Source organism: uncultured Microbacterium sp. (genome assembly GCF_913776565.1).
Taxonomy (GTDB): domain Bacteria; phylum Actinomycetota; class Actinomycetes; order Actinomycetales; family Microbacteriaceae; genus Microbacterium.
In genome coordinates this window covers 1-16208 of the sequence record NZ_CAJYPF010000035.1, presented here as the reverse complement: position 1 = coordinate 16208, position 16208 = coordinate 1, and the positions used below count along the sequence as shown (strand labels likewise).

At 69.4% G+C, this 16208-nt stretch carries 15 protein-coding genes; 6 read left to right on the top strand and 9 right to left on the bottom strand.

Annotated features, from left to right (window positions below):
• Positions 1-19 precede the first annotated feature (19 nt).
• From guaA to guaB, 6 genes are all read right to left on the bottom strand, one after another.
• The gene (gene guaA / locus QZ433_RS02220) at positions 20-1600 is read right to left on the bottom strand and encodes a glutamine-hydrolyzing GMP synthase (RefSeq protein WP_295779807.1); all 1581 of its coding nucleotides are present in this window, start codon (positions 1598-1600) and stop codon (positions 20-22) included.
• On the bottom strand, positions 1597-2118 hold the full coding sequence (locus QZ433_RS02215; protein ID WP_108319211.1) for a DUF3817 domain-containing protein: 522 nt from the start codon (positions 2116-2118) through the stop codon (positions 1597-1599). Before QZ433_RS02215 ends, guaA begins: the two co-directional genes overlap by 4 nt.
• A 10-nt stretch (positions 2119-2128) precedes the next feature.
• Positions 2129-3022, bottom strand: coding sequence for an SURF1 family cytochrome oxidase biogenesis protein (locus QZ433_RS02210; protein ID WP_295779806.1), 894 nt, complete (start codon positions 3020-3022; stop codon positions 2129-2131).
• Between the two features lie 13 nt (positions 3023-3035).
• The gene (locus QZ433_RS02205) at positions 3036-4151 is read right to left on the bottom strand and encodes a GuaB3 family IMP dehydrogenase-related protein (RefSeq protein ID WP_076673877.1); all 1116 of its coding nucleotides are present in this window, start codon (positions 4149-4151) and stop codon (positions 3036-3038) included.
• Positions 4152-4166: 15 nt separating this feature from the next.
• A complete protein-coding gene (locus tag QZ433_RS02200; protein WP_295779805.1) occupies positions 4167-4838 on the bottom strand; it encodes a TMEM175 family protein in 672 nt (223 codons plus the stop codon).
• Between the two features lie 97 nt (positions 4839-4935).
• Positions 4936-6438: an IMP dehydrogenase gene (gene guaB, locus QZ433_RS02195; RefSeq protein ID WP_295779804.1), complete on the bottom strand. Its 1503-nt coding sequence runs from the start codon at positions 6436-6438 to the stop codon at positions 4936-4938.
• 305 nt (positions 6439-6743) lie between these two features.
• Between guaB and QZ433_RS02190 the strand changes: the two genes are divergently transcribed.
• The 5 genes from QZ433_RS02190 to QZ433_RS02170 all read left to right on the top strand — a co-directional run bounded on the left by QZ433_RS02190 (position 6744) and on the right by QZ433_RS02170 (position 11565).
• Positions 6744-8042: a branched-chain amino acid ABC transporter permease gene (locus QZ433_RS02190; RefSeq protein ID WP_295779803.1), complete on the top strand. Its 1299-nt coding sequence runs from the start codon at positions 6744-6746 to the stop codon at positions 8040-8042.
• Positions 8043-8053: 11 nt separating this feature from the next.
• Entirely contained in the window at positions 8054-9034 is a 981-nt protein-coding gene (locus QZ433_RS02185; RefSeq protein WP_295779802.1) for a branched-chain amino acid ABC transporter permease, read from the top strand.
• Positions 9027-9959: an ABC transporter ATP-binding protein gene (locus QZ433_RS02180; RefSeq protein WP_295779801.1), complete on the top strand. Its 933-nt coding sequence runs from the start codon at positions 9027-9029 to the stop codon at positions 9957-9959. Before QZ433_RS02185 ends, QZ433_RS02180 begins: the two co-directional genes overlap by 8 nt.
• Positions 9959-10738, top strand: coding sequence for an ABC transporter ATP-binding protein (locus QZ433_RS02175; protein WP_295779800.1), 780 nt, complete (start codon positions 9959-9961; stop codon positions 10736-10738). Before QZ433_RS02180 ends, QZ433_RS02175 begins: the two co-directional genes overlap by 1 nt.
• Positions 10739-10839: 101 nt before the next feature.
• Positions 10840-11565 (top strand): hypothetical protein, encoded by a 726-nt coding sequence (locus QZ433_RS02170; RefSeq protein ID WP_295779799.1) that lies wholly within the window; start codon positions 10840-10842, stop codon positions 11563-11565.
• 94 nt (positions 11566-11659) lie between these two features.
• On the opposite strand, the gene QZ433_RS02165 is transcribed toward QZ433_RS02170, so the two are convergent.
• The 3 genes from QZ433_RS02165 to groES all read right to left on the bottom strand — a co-directional run bounded on the left by QZ433_RS02165 (position 11660) and on the right by groES (position 14511).
• Complete coding sequence (locus tag QZ433_RS02165; protein ID WP_295779798.1) at positions 11660-12943, bottom strand: ABC transporter substrate-binding protein; 1284 nt, start codon at positions 12941-12943, stop codon at positions 11660-11662.
• Between the two features lie 228 nt (positions 12944-13171).
• The gene (gene rarD / locus QZ433_RS02160) at positions 13172-14089 is read right to left on the bottom strand and encodes an EamA family transporter RarD (protein WP_295779797.1); all 918 of its coding nucleotides are present in this window, start codon (positions 14087-14089) and stop codon (positions 13172-13174) included.
• 125 nt (positions 14090-14214) lie between these two features.
• A complete protein-coding gene (gene groES / locus QZ433_RS02155) occupies positions 14215-14511 on the bottom strand; it encodes a co-chaperone GroES (RefSeq protein ID WP_013583903.1) in 297 nt (98 codons plus the stop codon).
• Between the two features lie 382 nt (positions 14512-14893).
• Here groES and QZ433_RS02150 point away from each other — a divergent pair.
• The coding region (locus QZ433_RS02150; protein ID WP_295779796.1) for an Hsp70 family protein at positions 14894-16208 on the top strand (1315 nt) is incomplete at its 3' end.

The window sequence follows — 16208 nt, the reverse complement described above, 5'->3', positions numbered from 1 at the left end:
ACGGGGAGTCAGCCGAGGCTCACTCCCATTCGATGGTCCCCGGGGGCTTCGACGTGACGTCGAGCACCACGCGGTTGACGTCTCGCACCTCGTTGGTGATGCGGTTCGAGATCTTCGACAGCACGTCGTACGGCAGGCGCGTCCAGTCGGCCGTCATCGCGTCCTCGGACGAGACGGGGCGCAGCACGATGGGGTGGCCGTAGGTGCGGCCGTCGCCCTGCACACCCACCGAGCGCACGTCGGCGAGCAGCACGACGGGGCACTGCCAGATCTCGTCGTCGAGGCCGGCCTTGGTCAGCTCGGCACGGGCGATGGCGTCGGCCTCACGCAGGATCTCGAGACGGTCAGCGGTGACCTCACCCACGATGCGGATGCCGAGACCGGGCCCCGGAAAGGGCTGACGCCCGACGATGGCTTCGGGCAGACCGAGCTCCCGACCGATCGCGCGCACCTCGTCCTTGAACAGGGTGCGCAGCGGCTCGACGAGCTCGAACTGCAGGTCCTCGGGCAGGCCACCGACGTTGTGGTGGCTCTTGATGTTGGCCGTACCCGCACCGCCACCCGACTCGACGACGTCGGGGTAGAGCGTGCCCTGGACGAGGAAACGCACCTGCTCGCCCTCGGCCTTCGCCTCGGCGACCAGGTCGGCCTGCACCTGCTCGAACGCGCGGATGAACTCGCGACCGATGATCTTGCGCTTCTGCTCGGGGTCGCTCACCCCGGCAAGGGCGTTCAGGAACGTCTCGCGCGCGTCGACGGTGATGAGCTTCACGCCGGTCGAGGCGACGTAGTCGTTCTCGACCTGCTCGCGCTCGCCCTTGCGCAGTAGCCCGTGGTCGACGAACACCGCGATGAGCTGGTCGCCGACGGCCTCGTGCACGAGGGCGGTCGACACGGCGGAGTCGACGCCGCCCGACAGCGCCGAGATGACGCGACCGGTACCGACCTGCTCGCGGATGCGTGCGACCTGCTCGGCGATGACGTTGCCGCTGTTCCAGTCGGCGGGCAGCCCCGCCGCCTTGTGGAGGAAGTTCTCGAGCACGTTCTGCCCGTGGTCGGAGTGCTTGACCTCGGGATGCCACTGCACGCCGTACATGCGACGGGCGTCGTTCGCGAAGGCGGCGACGGGCGTGTGCGCCGTGCGGGCGAGCACGTCGAAGCCCTCGGGCGCGCGCGACACCTGGTCGCCGTGGCTCATCCACACGTTCTGCTCAGCGGGCTGCCCCTGCAGCAGGGTTCCCTCGGTGACGACCGTGGCATCCGTCGCCCCGTACTCGCGAAGTCCCGTGTTGGCGACCTCTCCGCCCAGCGCCTTGGCCATGACCTGGAAGCCGTAGCAGATGCCGAGCGTAGGCACGTCGAGGTCGAAGACGCCCGCGTCGAGGCTGGGCGCGCCGTCCTCGTACACCGACGACGGTCCGCCCGACAGGATGATGCCGACGGGGTTCTTCGCCGCGATCTCGTCCGCCGAGGCGGTGTGCGGGACGATCTCGCTGTAGACGCCGGCCTCGCGGACGCGGCGGGCGATCAGCTGTGCGTACTGGGCGCCGAAATCGACGACGAGGACGGGACGCTGGGACGTTTCGGTCTGTTCGGTCACCGGTTGCCTTCCGGGGCGGGGACGGGAGCCGAGGCCTGGGCGGCCTCGCGCTCGGCGAGGTAGGCGCGCACGCCGCGGGCGGTGCGCACCTCGAGGATGAAGGACAGGAAGGGCACGACGCCGCCGAGGGCGAGGAACACGAACCGGCGGAAGGGCCACCGCATGAGGCTCCACACGCGGAAGCACGAGATCAGGTAGACGACGTAGAACCAGCCGTGCGCGACGAGAATCGCGAGTGAGACGTTGACGCCGTCACCGGTCGAGAGGATCTCGCACCCGTTGCCGCCGGGCACGAACAGCGAGAACCACTGGCAGTCGGGGCCGGGGACGGCATCCGCGAACCACAGGAAGCCACCCGATCCGCCCAGGAACAGCTCCACGTGAATGGGCGTGTACTTGAGGATCATCTCGGCGACCAGCAGCAGCAGGCCGATACCGGTGATGATCGAGCAGATCTGGTAGAACTTCAGGGCTCCGCGGATCGCCGGGAACGAGGCGAGCTTGGGGGCGCGGGGCATGGATGCCAGTCTACCCGCGGGATTCCGCGGCCCCCGTCGCACCGCTCGACGTGGAGCTTTCAACCGGAGCCTCGGCCTGCTCGTCTTCGAGGTCCTCGACCTCTTTCTCCCACGCGTCGCGGGCAAGGCGGTACCAGAGGTAGAGCGCGAAGCCGGCGAAGATCGCCCACTCGGCCGCGTAGAAGATGTTGAGCCAGTTGACGCGCGAACGCTCGTCGGGCGCCGGTGACGAGATGGCGTCGAGCGGGCCGATCGCGGTCTGCGACGCGATGTACTGCCGGTAGACGTTCAGCTCGGCGGTGTCGTGCCAGCGGCCGAGCAGCATCGGCGGCGACATGCGCGTGATCGTGAGCGGGTCCGCGCCCGAGGGCGGCACCGAGGGGCCTTCGTCGGAGATCAGGCGGCCCGTCACCTGGACCACCGCGGTGGGGTCGGCCGCGACCTGCCGCTCGAGCTCGGCGGCGGCGGCGTTCGCCGCGTCGAGCGAGGACGTCCAGCCCGTCGCGACGGCGATCGACGTCGGGGCGACGGCGCCCGCGACCCGCAGCTGACCGGTGACCCAGTACCCCGCGACGTCGTCGTTGAAGCGCGACGACACGACGATGAAGTCGGATGCCACCCACGTGCCGCTCACCGCGACCCGCTGCCCGACGAGGGGCTCGGGCAGATAGTCGCCGGGCTGGACGACCTGCTCGAGGGGCTGGACCGTCTCGGTCAGCCCGGGTTCGGGCGGCGACGTGTCCACGGCGCGCCCGAGCTGCCACTGTCCGAGCCAGGCGAGCACACCGGCCACCACGAGCGAGAACGCCAGCAGCGCGATCCACCGCGGCCGCAGCATGACCTCGCGCAGGGTCGGCGGGAAGACCTGCGGGGGCAGCGGCTGGGTCACGGAGGTGGACGTCATCGGGTCTCGCGGGTCAGTGCCCGTAGGGGGCGACGACGACCTCGACGCGCTGGAACTCCTTGAGGTCGGAGTACCCGGTCGTGGCCATCGACTTCTTGAGCGCACCGATGAGGTTGGCCGTGCCGTCGGCGACCGGAGCCGGACCGTACAGGATCTGCTCGAGGGGGCCGACACGGTCGACCGCGACGCGGCGGCCGCGCGGCAGTTTGGCGTGGTGCGCCTCGGGACCCCAGTGGAAGCCGCGGCCGGGCGCGTCGGTGGCGCGCGCCAGGGCGACACCGAGCATCACAGCGTCGGCGCCCATGGCGAGCGCCTTGACGATGTCGCCCGAGGTGCCCACACCGCCGTCGGCGATCACGTGCACGTAGCGTCCGCCCGACTCGTCGAGGTAGTCCCGGCGGGCGCCGGCGACGTCGGCGACGGCGGTGGCCATCGGGGCGTGCAGGCCCAGCGTGGCGCGCGTCGTCGATGCCGCTCCCCCACCGAAACCGACGAGGACGCCGGCCGCGCCCGTGCGCATGAGGTGCAGAGCCGCGGTGTAGGTGGCGGCGCCGCCGACGATGACGGGGACGTCGAGGTCGTAGATGAACTTCTTGAGGTTGAGGGGCTCGGCGACGCTCGAGACGTGCTCAGCCGACACCGTGGTGCCCCGGATCACGAAGAGGTCGACGCCGGCGGCGACGACGGTCTCGTACAGGTCGTGCGTGCGCTGCGGCGTGAGGGCGCCCGCGACGGTGACCCCGGCCGCGCGCACCTCGGCGAGGCGGTCGCGCACGAGCTCGGGCTTGATGGGCTCGGAGTACAGCTGCTGCATCCGACGCGTGGCGTCGGCCTCGGGCAGCGTCGCGATCTCGGCGAGCAGCGGCTCGGGATCGTCGTACCGGGTCCACAGACCCTCGAGGTCGAGCACGCCGAGACCGCCGAGGCGGCCCAGCTCGATCGCGGTGCGCGGGCTGACCACCGAGTCCATGGGCGCACCCAGCACCGGGATCTCGAACGGGAAGGCGTCGATCGTCCACGCCGTCGAGACGTCTTCGGGATTGCGCGTGCGCCGCGACGGCACGACCGCGATGTCGTCGAAGGTGTACGCGCGGCGGGCGCGCTTGGCTCGGCCGAGATCGATCTCCATGGTCACCCGAACAGCCTACCCGCGCCCTCCGACATCGCCGCCGGCACGGGGTTCGCGGACGGGCGAGAGAGGGGCGTCCGCCCCGCGCAGCACCCGGGTCAGCACGCCGTCGAACGCGAACAGCAGGAATCCGAGCGAACCGATCAGCGGACTCGCCAGCATCGCGGCCGCGCTGAGGACCACCGCGCTCAGGCCCGCCCGCCCCAACCGGCGGGCGTCCTCCGCGGTCAGATCCGCGATGGCGCCCGAGCGCACCGCCCACCCCCACTGCAGCCACCCCATGACGATCGCCAGGAAGAAGTTGACCGGCAGCAGCACTCGTCCCAGCAGCAGATCGGCGTGCAGGGTGTCGAGCGACGAGGTGAAGGGCACGAGCACCACGAGCAGGAGGCGGAGGTTGTTGATCCACATCCCGGTGTCGTCGATGCGCACGATCCACTCGAACTGGCGCACGTGCGTCATCCACATCACGCACAGGATGAGGAAGCTGATGACGAACGAGAACACCGGGTGCGCCAAAGAGACCAGACCCGCGGCCAGGTCGGCGTCCGTCCGCAACGCGCCGAGCGACTGGTCGGTCAGACCGAGCACCAGCAGAGTCGCCGCGATCGCGAAGACCGCGTCCGTGAACGCCTCGGTACGACGCGCCGACAGTGACGCGTCGGGGTGGGTGCGCCGACCGAGCATGCGCACAGCGTAGCGGCGGGCCCGCCCCGAAGGCAGGGGCCGGCATCCGGGAACGACGAGGGGCCGGACCGATGCGGCCCGGCCCCTCGAGGGACGTCTACTTCTTGTAGTTCGGCGCTTCGACGACGATCTGCACGTCGTGCGGGTGGGACTCCTTGAGCCCCGCCGAGGTGATGCGGACGAACTTGCCCTTGGCCTTGAGCTCTTCGACCGTGCGGGCGCCGACGTAGAACATCGACTGCCGCAGCCCGCCGATGAGCTGGTAGGCCACGGCCGCCACGGGACCGCGGTAGGGCACCTGACCCTCGATGCCTTCGGGGATGAGCTTGTCGTCGCTGGGCACGTCGGCCTGGAAGTAGCGGTCCTTCGAGTAGGAGGTCTTCTTGCCACGGGTCTGCAGCGCGCCGAGAGAGCCCATGCCGCGGTACTGCTTGAACTGCTTGCCGCCCTGGAAGACGATCTCGCCCGGCGACTCGTCGGTGCCGGCGAGGAGCGACCCGAGCATGACGGTGTCGGCACCGGCGACCAGGGCCTTGGCGATGTCGCCCGAGTACTGCAGTCCGCCGTCCGCGATCACGGGGACCCCCGCGGGGACCGCGGCGAGGGAGGCCTCGTAGATCGCGGTGACCTGCGGCACACCGACGCCGGCCACGACGCGCGTGGTGCAGATCGAGCCCGGCCCGACGCCGACCTTGACGGCATCCACTCCCGCATCGATCAGCGCCTGGGCGCCCTCGCGGGTCGCGACGTTGCCGCCGATGACGTCGATGTGGTCGAACGAGGCGTCCGCCTTGAGCCGGCGCACGATGTCGATCACGCCGGCCGACTGGCCGTTGGCGGTGTCGACGACGAGCACGTCGACACCCGCGTCGCGCAGGGCCTCGGCGCGCTGCCACGCGTCGCCGAAGAAGCCGATCGCCGCGCCCACGCGCAGCCGACCCTGGTCGTCCTTGGTGGCGAGGGGGTACTTCTCGCTCTTGTCGAAGTCCTTGATGGTGATCAGACCCGCGAGCTTGCCCTCGTCGTCGACGAGCGGGAGCTTCTCGACGCGGTGCTTGGCGAAGGTGGCGATGACGTCGTTGGCGTGGATGCCGACGTGACCGGTGATCAGCCCGTCCTTGGTCATGACGTCCTTGACCTTGGTGGTCTGACGCTCGAAGCCCGACACGAACCGCATGTCGCGGTTGGTGATGATGCCGACCAGGACGCCGTCCGGATCGACCACCGGCAGACCCGAGATGCGGTACTGCGCGCACATCGCGTCGACCTCTGCCACCGTGGCATCCGGGTTCGTGGTGATGGGGTTGGACACCATGCCCGACTCGCTGCGCTTGACCTGGTCGACGATGCCCGCCTGATCCTCGATCGACAGGTTGCGGTGCACGATGCCGATGCCGCCCTGGCGAGCGATCGCGATCGCCATGCGGGCCTCGGTGACGGTGTCCATCGCACTCGAGAGCAGCGGGGTGGCCACGGTGATCCGACGGGTCAGACGCGACGAGGTGTCGGCCTCGCTCGGGATCACGTCGGTGTGGCCGGGCAGCAGCAACACGTCGTCGTAGGTCAGTCCGATGAAACCGAAGGGGTCGTGCTGTTCCATGGATCCTCCTGCGCGCGCGGCGCCTGCTCGAGTAAGGGGACGACGTCGGCCGGGGCGCCCGCGAAGCGCTCCGCCATGAATTCTAAGCGTCGGGGGCCCGGGTTTGTTCCCCGCAGCCCTCGGCCCCGAAGCGCAACGGGCACGACACGGTTCGCTAACGACGGGGTCTGCGAAACACCCGCGACACATTACGCTCGTAGCGTCGACCGTCGAAGCTGACGGGACGACTTCGTCAGCGCTGCCGAACTGGAGACTCCGTGGGTCATTCCTCCCCCACCGCGATACGATCGCGCACCCTTCCCCGCATGGCCGTCCTCGTGTCGTTCCTCGCGGCCGCCATCGCCGTCCTGAGCCTGCTGTTCGCGACGCCCGCGAACGCGCAGACCACGCCGGCCCCGACCCCCGCGGCATCCGCGGGAACCGGAGACGTCTCGACCCAGTACTCGATCGGCGGGATCATCCGCGCCGGCGACGAACCGATCGAGGGCGTCCAGATCTCGGTCGAGGGCTCCGGCTTCTCGGAGGTCGGCACGACCGGCGCCGACGGGCGCTGGGCCGTCGCGGTACCGGGCCCCGGCGCATACACCGCGACCCTGCAGGTCGACACCCTCCCGGACGGCGTCGCTCCGCGCGACCCCGACAACGTCACCCGTGACGTCACGATCGGCACGACCAACACGGTGAACGTCCTCTTCCCCACGGGTGAGGGCACGGCCGCGTCCGGTTCGATCTGGGACACGCTCTTCTCGCGCTTCTTCTACGGCCTGAACTTCGGCCTGCTGCTCGCCCTCGCCGCGATCGGCATCTCGCTGATCTTCGGCACCACCGGCGTCAACAACTTCGCCCACGGCGAGATGCTCACCTTCGGCGCGATCATCTTCTACGTCTTCACGGCGATGGGCTGGAACATCCTGCTCGCGATCCTGCTCACCGTGGCGCTGTCCGCCGCCCTCGGCTGGACCCAGGATGCCGTGCTCTTCAAACCGTTGCGCAAGCGCGGCGTCGGCCTGGTCCAGGTCCTCATCGTCACGATCGGTCTGTCGATCGTGCTGCGCTACCTGTACCTGTACTTCTTCGACGGCGGCACCCGCAACATCGACACCGGCATCACCGACAACGTGACCATCGGCCCGGTGACCGTGACGCTGACCTCGATCATCAGCATGGGCGTGAGCATCGTGATGCTCGCCCTGGTGGCCTACTTCCTCACGCGCACCCGCATCGGCAAGGCGACGCGTGCCGTGAGCGACAACGCCTCGCTCGCCGCCGCCTCGGGCATCAACGTCGACCGCGTCATCCGCATCGTGTGGGTGCTCGCCGGTGCGCTGACGGGACTCTCGGGCGTGCTGTACGGCCTCTACCGCGGAGTCACGTGGGACATGGGCTTCGCGATCCTGCTGCTGCTGTTCGCCGCCGTCACCCTGGGCGGCCTCGGCAGCGCGTTCGGCGCGCTGGTGGGCTCGCTCATCATCGGCATCATCACGGAACTGTCCACCATCGTCATCCCGCCGGACCTCCGGTACGCGGTGGCCCTGATCGTGCTCATCGGCGTGCTGCTCTTCCGGCCGCAGGGTGTGCTCGGTCGTAAAGAGCGGATCGGCTGAGGAAAGACGACATGGACTGGCTTTCGATCTTCAACAATGCTGCGGGCGAGCTCATCAGCCCGACCACCGCGGCCTACGCCCTGGCCGCGATCGGCCTCAGCGTGCACTTCGGCTACGCCGGGCTGCTCAACTTCGGTCAGGCGGGCTTCATGGCCGTCGGCGCGTACGCCTTCGCCATCGCGACCCTGTCGTTCGCCGCGCCCGTGTGGCTCGCGATCCTCGCCGCGATCGTCGCCTCGGTGCTCTTCGCATTCCTGCTGGGCATCCCGACCCTGCGCCTGCGGGCGGATTATCTGGCCATCGTGACGATCGCCGCGGCCGAGATCGTGCGATACGTGGTCTCGACCGTCGGGCTCACCGACGTCACCGGCGGCTCGCAGGGCCTGAACGGTTACAACCGCGAGTTCCAGGCGATCAACCCCCTGCCGGCCGGCACCTACGGCATCGGCCCGTGGACCTACTCGGCGAACGACTGGTGGGTGCGCGTATTCGGCTGGGGCCTGGTCCTCATCGCCACCCTGCTCGTGTTCCTTCTGATGCGCAGCCCCTGGGGCCGTGTCGTGAAGGGCATCCGCGAGGACGAGGATGCCGTGCGCAGCCTCGGCAAGAACGTGTACTCGTACAAGATGCAGGCGCTCGTGCTCGGCGGTGTCATGGGCGGCCTCGCGGGAGTGGTGTTCATCCTCCCCCGCGCCGTCCAGCCCGGGAACTACGGAACGGCGCTGACGTTCTTCATCTGGACCGCCCTGCTGCTGGGTGGAGCGGCGACCCTGCTCGGCCCCATCGTCGGAGCGATGCTGTTCTGGGTGCTGCTGTCGCTGTCGAACGGCATCATCGTGGGACTGCGCGATGTCGGCATCCTGGGCTTCATGTCCAGCACGCAGACCGGTCAGGTGCGCTTCATCCTCGTCGGCATCGGCCTCATGCTCCTGGTGATCTTCCGGCCACAGGGCATCTTCGGCAACAAGAAGGAGCTGTCGTTCAATGTCTGACACGACCGTCACCCACCCGCTCGTCCAGGGCGAGGTCCGACCCGGTTGCGCGAAGGTCGATCCGATCGTCGTCGCCGACGGGGTCACCCGCCAGTTCGGCGGCCTCAAGGCCGTCGACGTCGAGCACCTCGAGATCCCCCGTGGCCAGATCACGGCCCTCATCGGACCGAACGGCGCGGGCAAGACCACGTTGTTCAACCTGCTCACCGGCTTCGACAAGCCCAACACGGGCCGCTGGAGCTTCGAGGGCGACAACCTCGCCAATGTCCCGGCCTTCAAGGTGTCGCGCAAGGGCATGGTCCGCACCTTCCAGCTGACCAAGTCGCTGGGCCGCCTCACCGTGCTGCAGAACATGCTGCTGGGCGCCCGCGGGCAGAAGGGCGAGAACATCTTCCGCGCGCTGATCCCCTCGATCTGGGGCTCGCAGGAGAAGGCCAACACCGAGCGCGCCGACGACCTGCTGCGCCGCTTCAAGCTGGATGCCAAGCGCGAGGACTTCGCCGCCTCGCTGTCGGGCGGTCAGCGCAAGCTGCTCGAGATGGCGCGGGCGCTCATGAGCGACCCGAAGCTGGTCATGCTCGACGAGCCCATGGCCGGCGTCAACCCGGCGCTCACGCAGAGCCTGCTCGGGCACATCCTCGACCTGAAGAAGGAGGGGATGAGCGTGCTCTTCGTCGAGCACGACATGCACATGGTGCGCCACATCTCCGACTGGGTCGTCGTCATGGCCGAGGGCCGCGTCGTCGCCGAGGGACCGCCCGAGACCGTCATGACCGACCAGGCCGTGATCGACGCGTACCTCGGCGCGCACCACGACACCGACCTGGGCGACATGACCACCTCGCAGCTGGAGACCATCCAGGCCGAAGCCGCCGCCGAGGCGGAGGCGGAGCTCATCGCCGACGAGAAGGACGGGAAGCTCTGATGACCGACACCGCCACGCGCACCCCGGTGCTGCGCACCGACGACCTCGTCGCCGGGTACCTCCCCGGCGTCAACATCCTCAACGGGTGCACCGTCGACGCCTATCAGGGCGACCTGATCGGCATCATCGGCCCGAACGGCGCAGGTAAGTCGACGCTGCTCAAGGCGATCTTCGGTCAGGTGAAGATCCGCGGCGGAGCCGTGCTGCTCAACGGCGAGGACATCACCTCGCTCAAGGCCGACAAGCTCGTCGCCAAGGGCGTCGGCATGGTCCCGCAGAACAACAACGTGTTCCCGAGCCTGTCGATCGAAGAGAACCTGCAGATGGGCCTCTTCCAGCGGCCGAAGGTGTTCGCCGAGCGCTTCGACTTCGTGTCGGGACTGTTCCCCGAGCTCGCCAAGCGCCGCAAGCAGCGAGCCGGATCGCTCTCGGGCGGTGAGCGTCAGATGGTCGCGATGGGTCGCGCCCTCATGATGGACCCGTCCGTGTTGCTGCTCGACGAGCCGTCGGCGGGCCTGTCGCCCGTGCGCCAGGACGAGACGTTCCTGCGCGTGGCCGAGATCAACCGCGCCGGCGTGACGATCATCATGGTCGAGCAGAACGCCCGTCGCTGCCTGCAGATCTGCCACCGGGCATACGTGCTCGACCAGGGCAAGGACGCGTACACCGGGACCGGTCGCGAGCTGCTGACCGATCCTCGCGTGATCGAGCTGTATCTGGGCACCCTGGCCGCCGACGAGGACGCCAAACGAGACAGCAAGAACCACGACGGGGCCTGATCCCCCGTCTGCACGCCGCGAGTGCGGCGCTCACCACGGTGGGCGTCGCGCTCGCGGCGTGTTCCGCATCACCGGCGCCGTCCCCGTCCTTCACGGCCGCGGTGGTCCAGCAGCGGGGCGACATCGCAGCGGGACGCGTGCAACTGCGGGTGACCAACACCTCAGGCTCCGCCGAGACCTTCACGACGGCCGCGCTCCTGTCACCCGCGCTGAGAGAGCCCGCGGAATGGGACGCCCGTCGCCCCGTCACCCTCGACCCCGGCCGCACCGTCGACCTCCCGGTCGTCCTGCCCGCCGTGCGATGCATCGACGACCCCGGGGACGCGCAAGCGACTTTCACGGTCGACGGCCTGTCGGTGAGCGTCCCGCCCGACGACGCGCTCGACGTCCTCGGGCGGGCGGGCGCCACCGCCTGCGACCAGGAGGACATGGCATCCGTCGCCCGCGTTCGGGCCGTAGGGGCTTCCGCCGGCGTGGACGGGACCATTGCGCTGCGCGTGGACGTCGCCCCGTCCGGCGTCGGAACCGGCACGATCGAGCTCGTCGCCCTGCGCGGCACCGTGCTGCTGCGCTTCGCGGACGGAGGAGAGGCTCCGCTGCAGGTAGCCGTGAACGCGCAGGACCAGCCGTCGCACATCGACGTCGCCGTCGTCCCCCAGCGCTGCGACGCCCACGCGATCGCCGAGGACAAGGTGGGCACCCTGTTCGACCTCGTCGTGCGCATCGACGGGCGGGAGGTGGCCATCCCCCTCGAGCGGTCGCAGGAGGTCGCCGACACGCTGCTCGCGCTCACCGCGCGGGTGTGCGGACTGACACCCGCCGGCTGAGGCGGTCTCGGTCGAGGGGGGCTCGTCGGATGCGCACCGCAGAGACGCCGAAGGGCCCGGATCCTGGGATCCGGGCCCTCGGGGGGAGGTCAGGTCACTCGTTGAGCGAACCGAACTCCGTGTTCAGGAGCGTGTACTTGTTGTCGGCGCCGTACTGGTAGATGCCGATGTACGCCTCGGTGGGGTCGCCGTTGGCGTCGAACGTGATCGGACCCGAGACACCGTCGTAGTCGATGTCCTTGCCCTCGTTGATCAGCGCGAGGCAGTCGGCGAAGGTGGTGCACTTCTCGCCGCCCTCCGAGACCGACTGCAGGTTGTCGCGGATGGCGGTTCCCGAGTCGTCCTTGGCCTGCGCGGCGGCGAGGGCCGCCACGATGACCGCGTCGTAGGACTCCGGCGCGTAGCTGTAGTCCGTCAGCGCGGGATCGACCTCCTTCAGGCGGCTCTGGAAGGTGGTGTCGGCCGGGTTGCCGGGCAGCGTGCCCTTGGCGCCCTGGAGGGTTCCGGCGGGGAACTCGTACGAGTTCGACAGGTTGCCGTCGACGAAGTACACCTTCGAGGCCGCGTAGCCCTGGGTGCTGACGAGCTGGGGGATGATCGACGAGGTCTCTTCGAAGGCGATGACGGCGATCGCGTCGGGCTTCGACGCGAGCACCTGGTCGACCTGCGACGTGAAGACGGTGTCGCCCGGGTTGTACGGGACGGCGGCCGAGACCTGTCCACCGGCGGCCTCGATGGCCGTCGTGGCGTTGTCCTTGAGGCCGATGCCGTACGGGTCGTTGATGTAGATGATGCCGACGTTGGCGGCGCCGTCCCCGACCATCAGGTTGCCGAGCACGCGGCCCTGCAGCACGTCGGAGGGGGCCGTACGCCAGTAGTACCCGTCGTCCGCGTAGGTGGTGAAGTCGGGCGAGGTGTTGGCGGGCGAGATCTGGACGATACCCGCGTTGACCAGCTGGTCGATGAACGTGAACGACACGCCCGACGAGGCCGCACCGATGACCACGTCGGCGCCGGCGTCGACGAGCTCGGTGGCCGACTGGGTGGCGATGTCGGTGGTGGTGTCACCGGAGTCGCGCTCGGTCAGCTCGGTCGTGAACGGGAACGCGTCGCCCGTCGCCTCGATGTCCTTGATCGCGAGCTTGACACCGGCGACCTCGGGCGGTCCGAGGAAGGCGAGGTTACCGGTGGCCGGGAGGATCGTGCCGACGTGGAACGTGCCGTCGGCGGTGGACGTTGCGCCCCCGCCGGAGGATGCGCTGGGGGCGGCGGCGTCGCTGCCGCCGCCGGAGCAACCGGCGAGGACGAGCGCGCTGGCGCCGACCAGGGCGATGCCGCCGAGGATGCGGGCGCTGCGCGTGCGCGGGAAGACGTTCATAGTGCTCCTTGCTGTGAATGAACGTTGGGCGACCCATCGGGTCACCTGGTGTCCCCAACCTAATCGGGCGCAGGTTTTGCGCATGTTGCCGTTCGTTAACGATGTGCGTCGCCGCGGTCACGGGCCCATAACGGTTCCGCCGCGGCGGCACCGGACACGGTATGGCGCGACTCCGCCGCGGCCGCGAAGCGCAGCGCCGGGCCGCTCAGACCGGTTCGGCGACGTCCTCTACGACGGGACGGGACGGCGCGCGGCGACGAGCGAATCGACGCTCAGAATGACGAGGGCCACCCAGACGAGCGCGAAACCGATCCATCTCTCGGTCGTCATGGGTTCGTGCAGCACCCAGACGCCGATGACGAACTGCAGGATCGGCGCGATGAACTGCAGCAGACCGATCACCGTGAGCGGAACGCGGCGAGCCCCCGACGCGAACAGCAGCAGCGGCACGGCCGTCACAGCACCCGCGAGCAGCAGCAGGATCGTGTGCACGGCACCGGCGGTACCGAGGGTGATGCCCGTGGTGCTCGCGACGACGGCGAGTTGGATGCCGGCGATCGGCAGCAACCAGAAGGATTCCAGCGTCAGCCCGCTCACGGCATCCACCGAGGGTCCGATCTGCTTCTTGACCAGGCCGTAGAAACCGAAGGAGAAGGCCAGCGTCAAGGCGATCCAGGGGAAGGCCCCGTACCCGACCACGATGATGACGACCGCCAGCACCGCGATGCCCACCGCGATCCAGGGCAGCACGCGCAAGCGCTCGCGCAGCACGATCACCCCGAGCAGCACGGTCACGATCGGATTGATGAAGTAGCCCAGGCTTGTCTCGATGACGTGCTCGTTGAGCGCCCCGTAGAGGTAGGTCTGCCAGTTGACGTAGATCAGGACGCCGGCGAGCGCGGTGAGTCCCATCAGCCGGGGTTGCCGGACGATGCGCACGAAGGCGGGCCAGGCACGCAGCACCGTGAGCAGGAGCAGGCAGAAGACGAACGCGAAGACGATGCGCCAGGCCACGACCTCGAAGGCGCCGGTCGGCTTGAGCTGCAGGAAGTAGATGGGCAGCACGCCCCACAGCAGGTAGGCCCCGAGGGCGTAGAGAGCGCCGCGGGTGGTCCCGCCGGTCGGAGCGGCAGCAGGCGGGGTCACCGACTCAGCCTACGCGCGCCCCTCGACCAGGAGCCCGCCGGGACCACTCTTTCCTGCCACGATGCGGCGGAGAAGAGACGAAGACCCCGGATGCCAGGGCACCCGGGGTCTTCGTGGAGTCGCGATCAGCGGACGACGACCGCCAGGACGTCGCGGGCCGAGAGCACGAGGTACTCCTCGGCGCCGAACTTGACCTCGGTGCCGCCGTACTTGCTGTAGAGCACGCGGTCGCCGACGGCGACGTCGAGGGGGACACGGTTGCCGTTGTCGTCGATGCGGCCGGGGCCGACGGCGACGACTTCGCCCTCCTGCGGCTTCTCCTTGGCGGTGTCGGGGATGACGAGACCACTCGCGGTGGTCTGCTCAGCCTCGACCTGCTTGATGACGATGCGGTCCTCGAGCGGCTTGATGGAAACCGACACGGTCTACCTCTTCTTTCTCGTTACAGAAGACTTTTCAGCACTCACGCGGGGAGAGTGCTAATGCGAGTGTAGAGAAGCGCTGGCACTCACGCAACGCGAGTGCCAGCACTCGCGAGCCACCCCTCCCCGTGAGGAGCGGGGCCGCGGGCGTCCCTCCGGAGCCACCTTCGCCCCACGGGCGAAATGCTTTATCACAGAGGGCAACGCAGCGTCACCCACTCTTTCATCCGGTTCTCAGGTGTGACACACTCATCCCACCAGCGCTGGTGGGTACAGGGGGTACCCGCGGGCGGAACGAAAAGGGGCTCGTCGTCGAGCCCGGGGAATCGGGGGATTCAGGGGCGCTTCGGCGTTCCTGCGCGCCTTCGGGGGGTCGAAGCACATGGCAACGCCGTACTACTTGGCGATCGATGTCGGAACGAGCAGGACGGCGGCCGCAACAGCGCGCACCGCGCCTGACGGTGCGCTGGTGGCGGCCCCGCTGCCGCTGGGGCGCAACGCCGACAACACGCCGACCACGGTCTTCGTCTCGGACAGCGGCCTGCTGTTCGGCGATGCCGCGGAGCGACGCGGCACCGCTCAGCCCGAGCGCCTCGTGCGCGAATTCAAGCGCCGCATCGGCGACGACGTGCCCATCGTGGCGGGGGACCGCCGCTTCTCGCCGCAGGACCTCTACGCCCTCATGGTCGGCTGGGTCATCGGAACCGCGGTCGAGCGGGAAGGCCAGCACCCCGCCGGCATCGCCGTCTCGGTCCCCGTCACCTGGGGCGAGTACCGCACCCGCCTGGTGCAGGACGCCGTCGGCCGACTGGGGTGGAACGACGTCCAGGTCATCACCGAGCCCGAGGCGGCGGCGCGCCACTACGAATCGACGCACCCCCTTGACATCGGCCGCGCTCTCGCCGTCTACGACTTCGGCGGCGGCACCTTCGACACCGTCATCCTGCAGAAGACCATCGACGGCCGCGTCGACTTCGTCGGTGCGCCGGTCGGCATCCCGGATCTGGGTGGCGCCGACTTCGACGACATCGTCCTGCGGCACACGGTCAAGGCCGCGGGCATCCCCGCCTCGGCGCTGACCTCGGCCGCCGGCGATCCCGGCATGCGCATGGCACTGGCCTCGCTGCGGCGCGAGTGCGTCGACGCGAAGGAGTCGCTGTCGTTCGACGGCGAGGCCGTCGTCCCCGTCCTGGTCGGCGAGGGCCACGGCGCGGTGCGCCTGACGCGCGCCGAGTTCGAGGACATGATCGAGCCGGAGATCGAGCGCACGGTCGAGGTGCTCGAGATCGCCCTCGAGCAGTCCGGCCTCACCCCCGAGGATCTCGACGCGATCCTGCTCACGGGCGGCACCTCGCGCATCCCCCGTGTCGCGCAGCTGCTCTCGGAGCGCTTCGACCGGCCCATCGCCGTCGACGCCGACCCCAAGGCCATCATCGCCCTCGGCGCCGCGCGCACCGCTGCCGGCGTCGCGGCGGGCGACTTCGTCCCCGTGACCCTCGATGCCGTGGGCACCGACGACGATGACTCGGACGTCGAGGACGATGACGACGACGACGCGATGGGCGAGCTCGGCTTCACCCCGACCCGTGCCGAGAAGCGCGCCCCCTGGTTCCGACGGGTGCCGGCCACGGCCTACGTCGCCGCCGGCGTGACGGCGTTGGCCATCGCGGGAACGCTCACGACGCCCACGCCGACGG

What these genes read in the sequence shown, in the direction of transcription:
- QZ433_RS02210 (WP_295779806.1), bottom strand. Translation starts at nt 3,022, where the DNA reads ATGACGTCCACCTCCGTGACCCAGCCGCTGCCCCCGCAGGTCTTCCCG.
- QZ433_RS02215 (WP_108319211.1), bottom strand. Translation starts at nt 2,118, where the DNA reads ATGCCCCGCGCCCCCAAGCTCGCCTCGTTCCCGGCGATCCGCGGAGCC.
- QZ433_RS02180 (WP_295779801.1), top strand. Translation starts at nt 9,027, where the DNA reads ATGTCTGACACGACCGTCACCCACCCGCTCGTCCAGGGCGAGGTCCGA.
- QZ433_RS02205 (WP_076673877.1), bottom strand. Translation starts at nt 4,151, where the DNA reads ATGGAGATCGATCTCGGCCGAGCCAAGCGCGCCCGCCGCGCGTACACC.
- guaB (WP_295779804.1), bottom strand. Translation starts at nt 6,438, where the DNA reads ATGGAACAGCACGACCCCTTCGGTTTCATCGGACTGACCTACGACGAC.
- QZ433_RS02175 (WP_295779800.1), top strand. Translation starts at nt 9,959, where the DNA reads ATGACCGACACCGCCACGCGCACCCCGGTGCTGCGCACCGACGACCTC.
- QZ433_RS02200 (WP_295779805.1), bottom strand. Translation starts at nt 4,838, where the DNA reads ATGCTCGGTCGGCGCACCCACCCCGACGCGTCACTGTCGGCGCGTCGT.
- QZ433_RS02185 (WP_295779802.1), top strand. Translation starts at nt 8,054, where the DNA reads ATGGACTGGCTTTCGATCTTCAACAATGCTGCGGGCGAGCTCATCAGC.
- QZ433_RS02165 (WP_295779798.1), bottom strand. Translation starts at nt 12,943, where the DNA reads ATGAACGTCTTCCCGCGCACGCGCAGCGCCCGCATCCTCGGCGGCATC.
- QZ433_RS02190 (WP_295779803.1), top strand. Translation starts at nt 6,744, where the DNA reads ATGGCCGTCCTCGTGTCGTTCCTCGCGGCCGCCATCGCCGTCCTGAGC.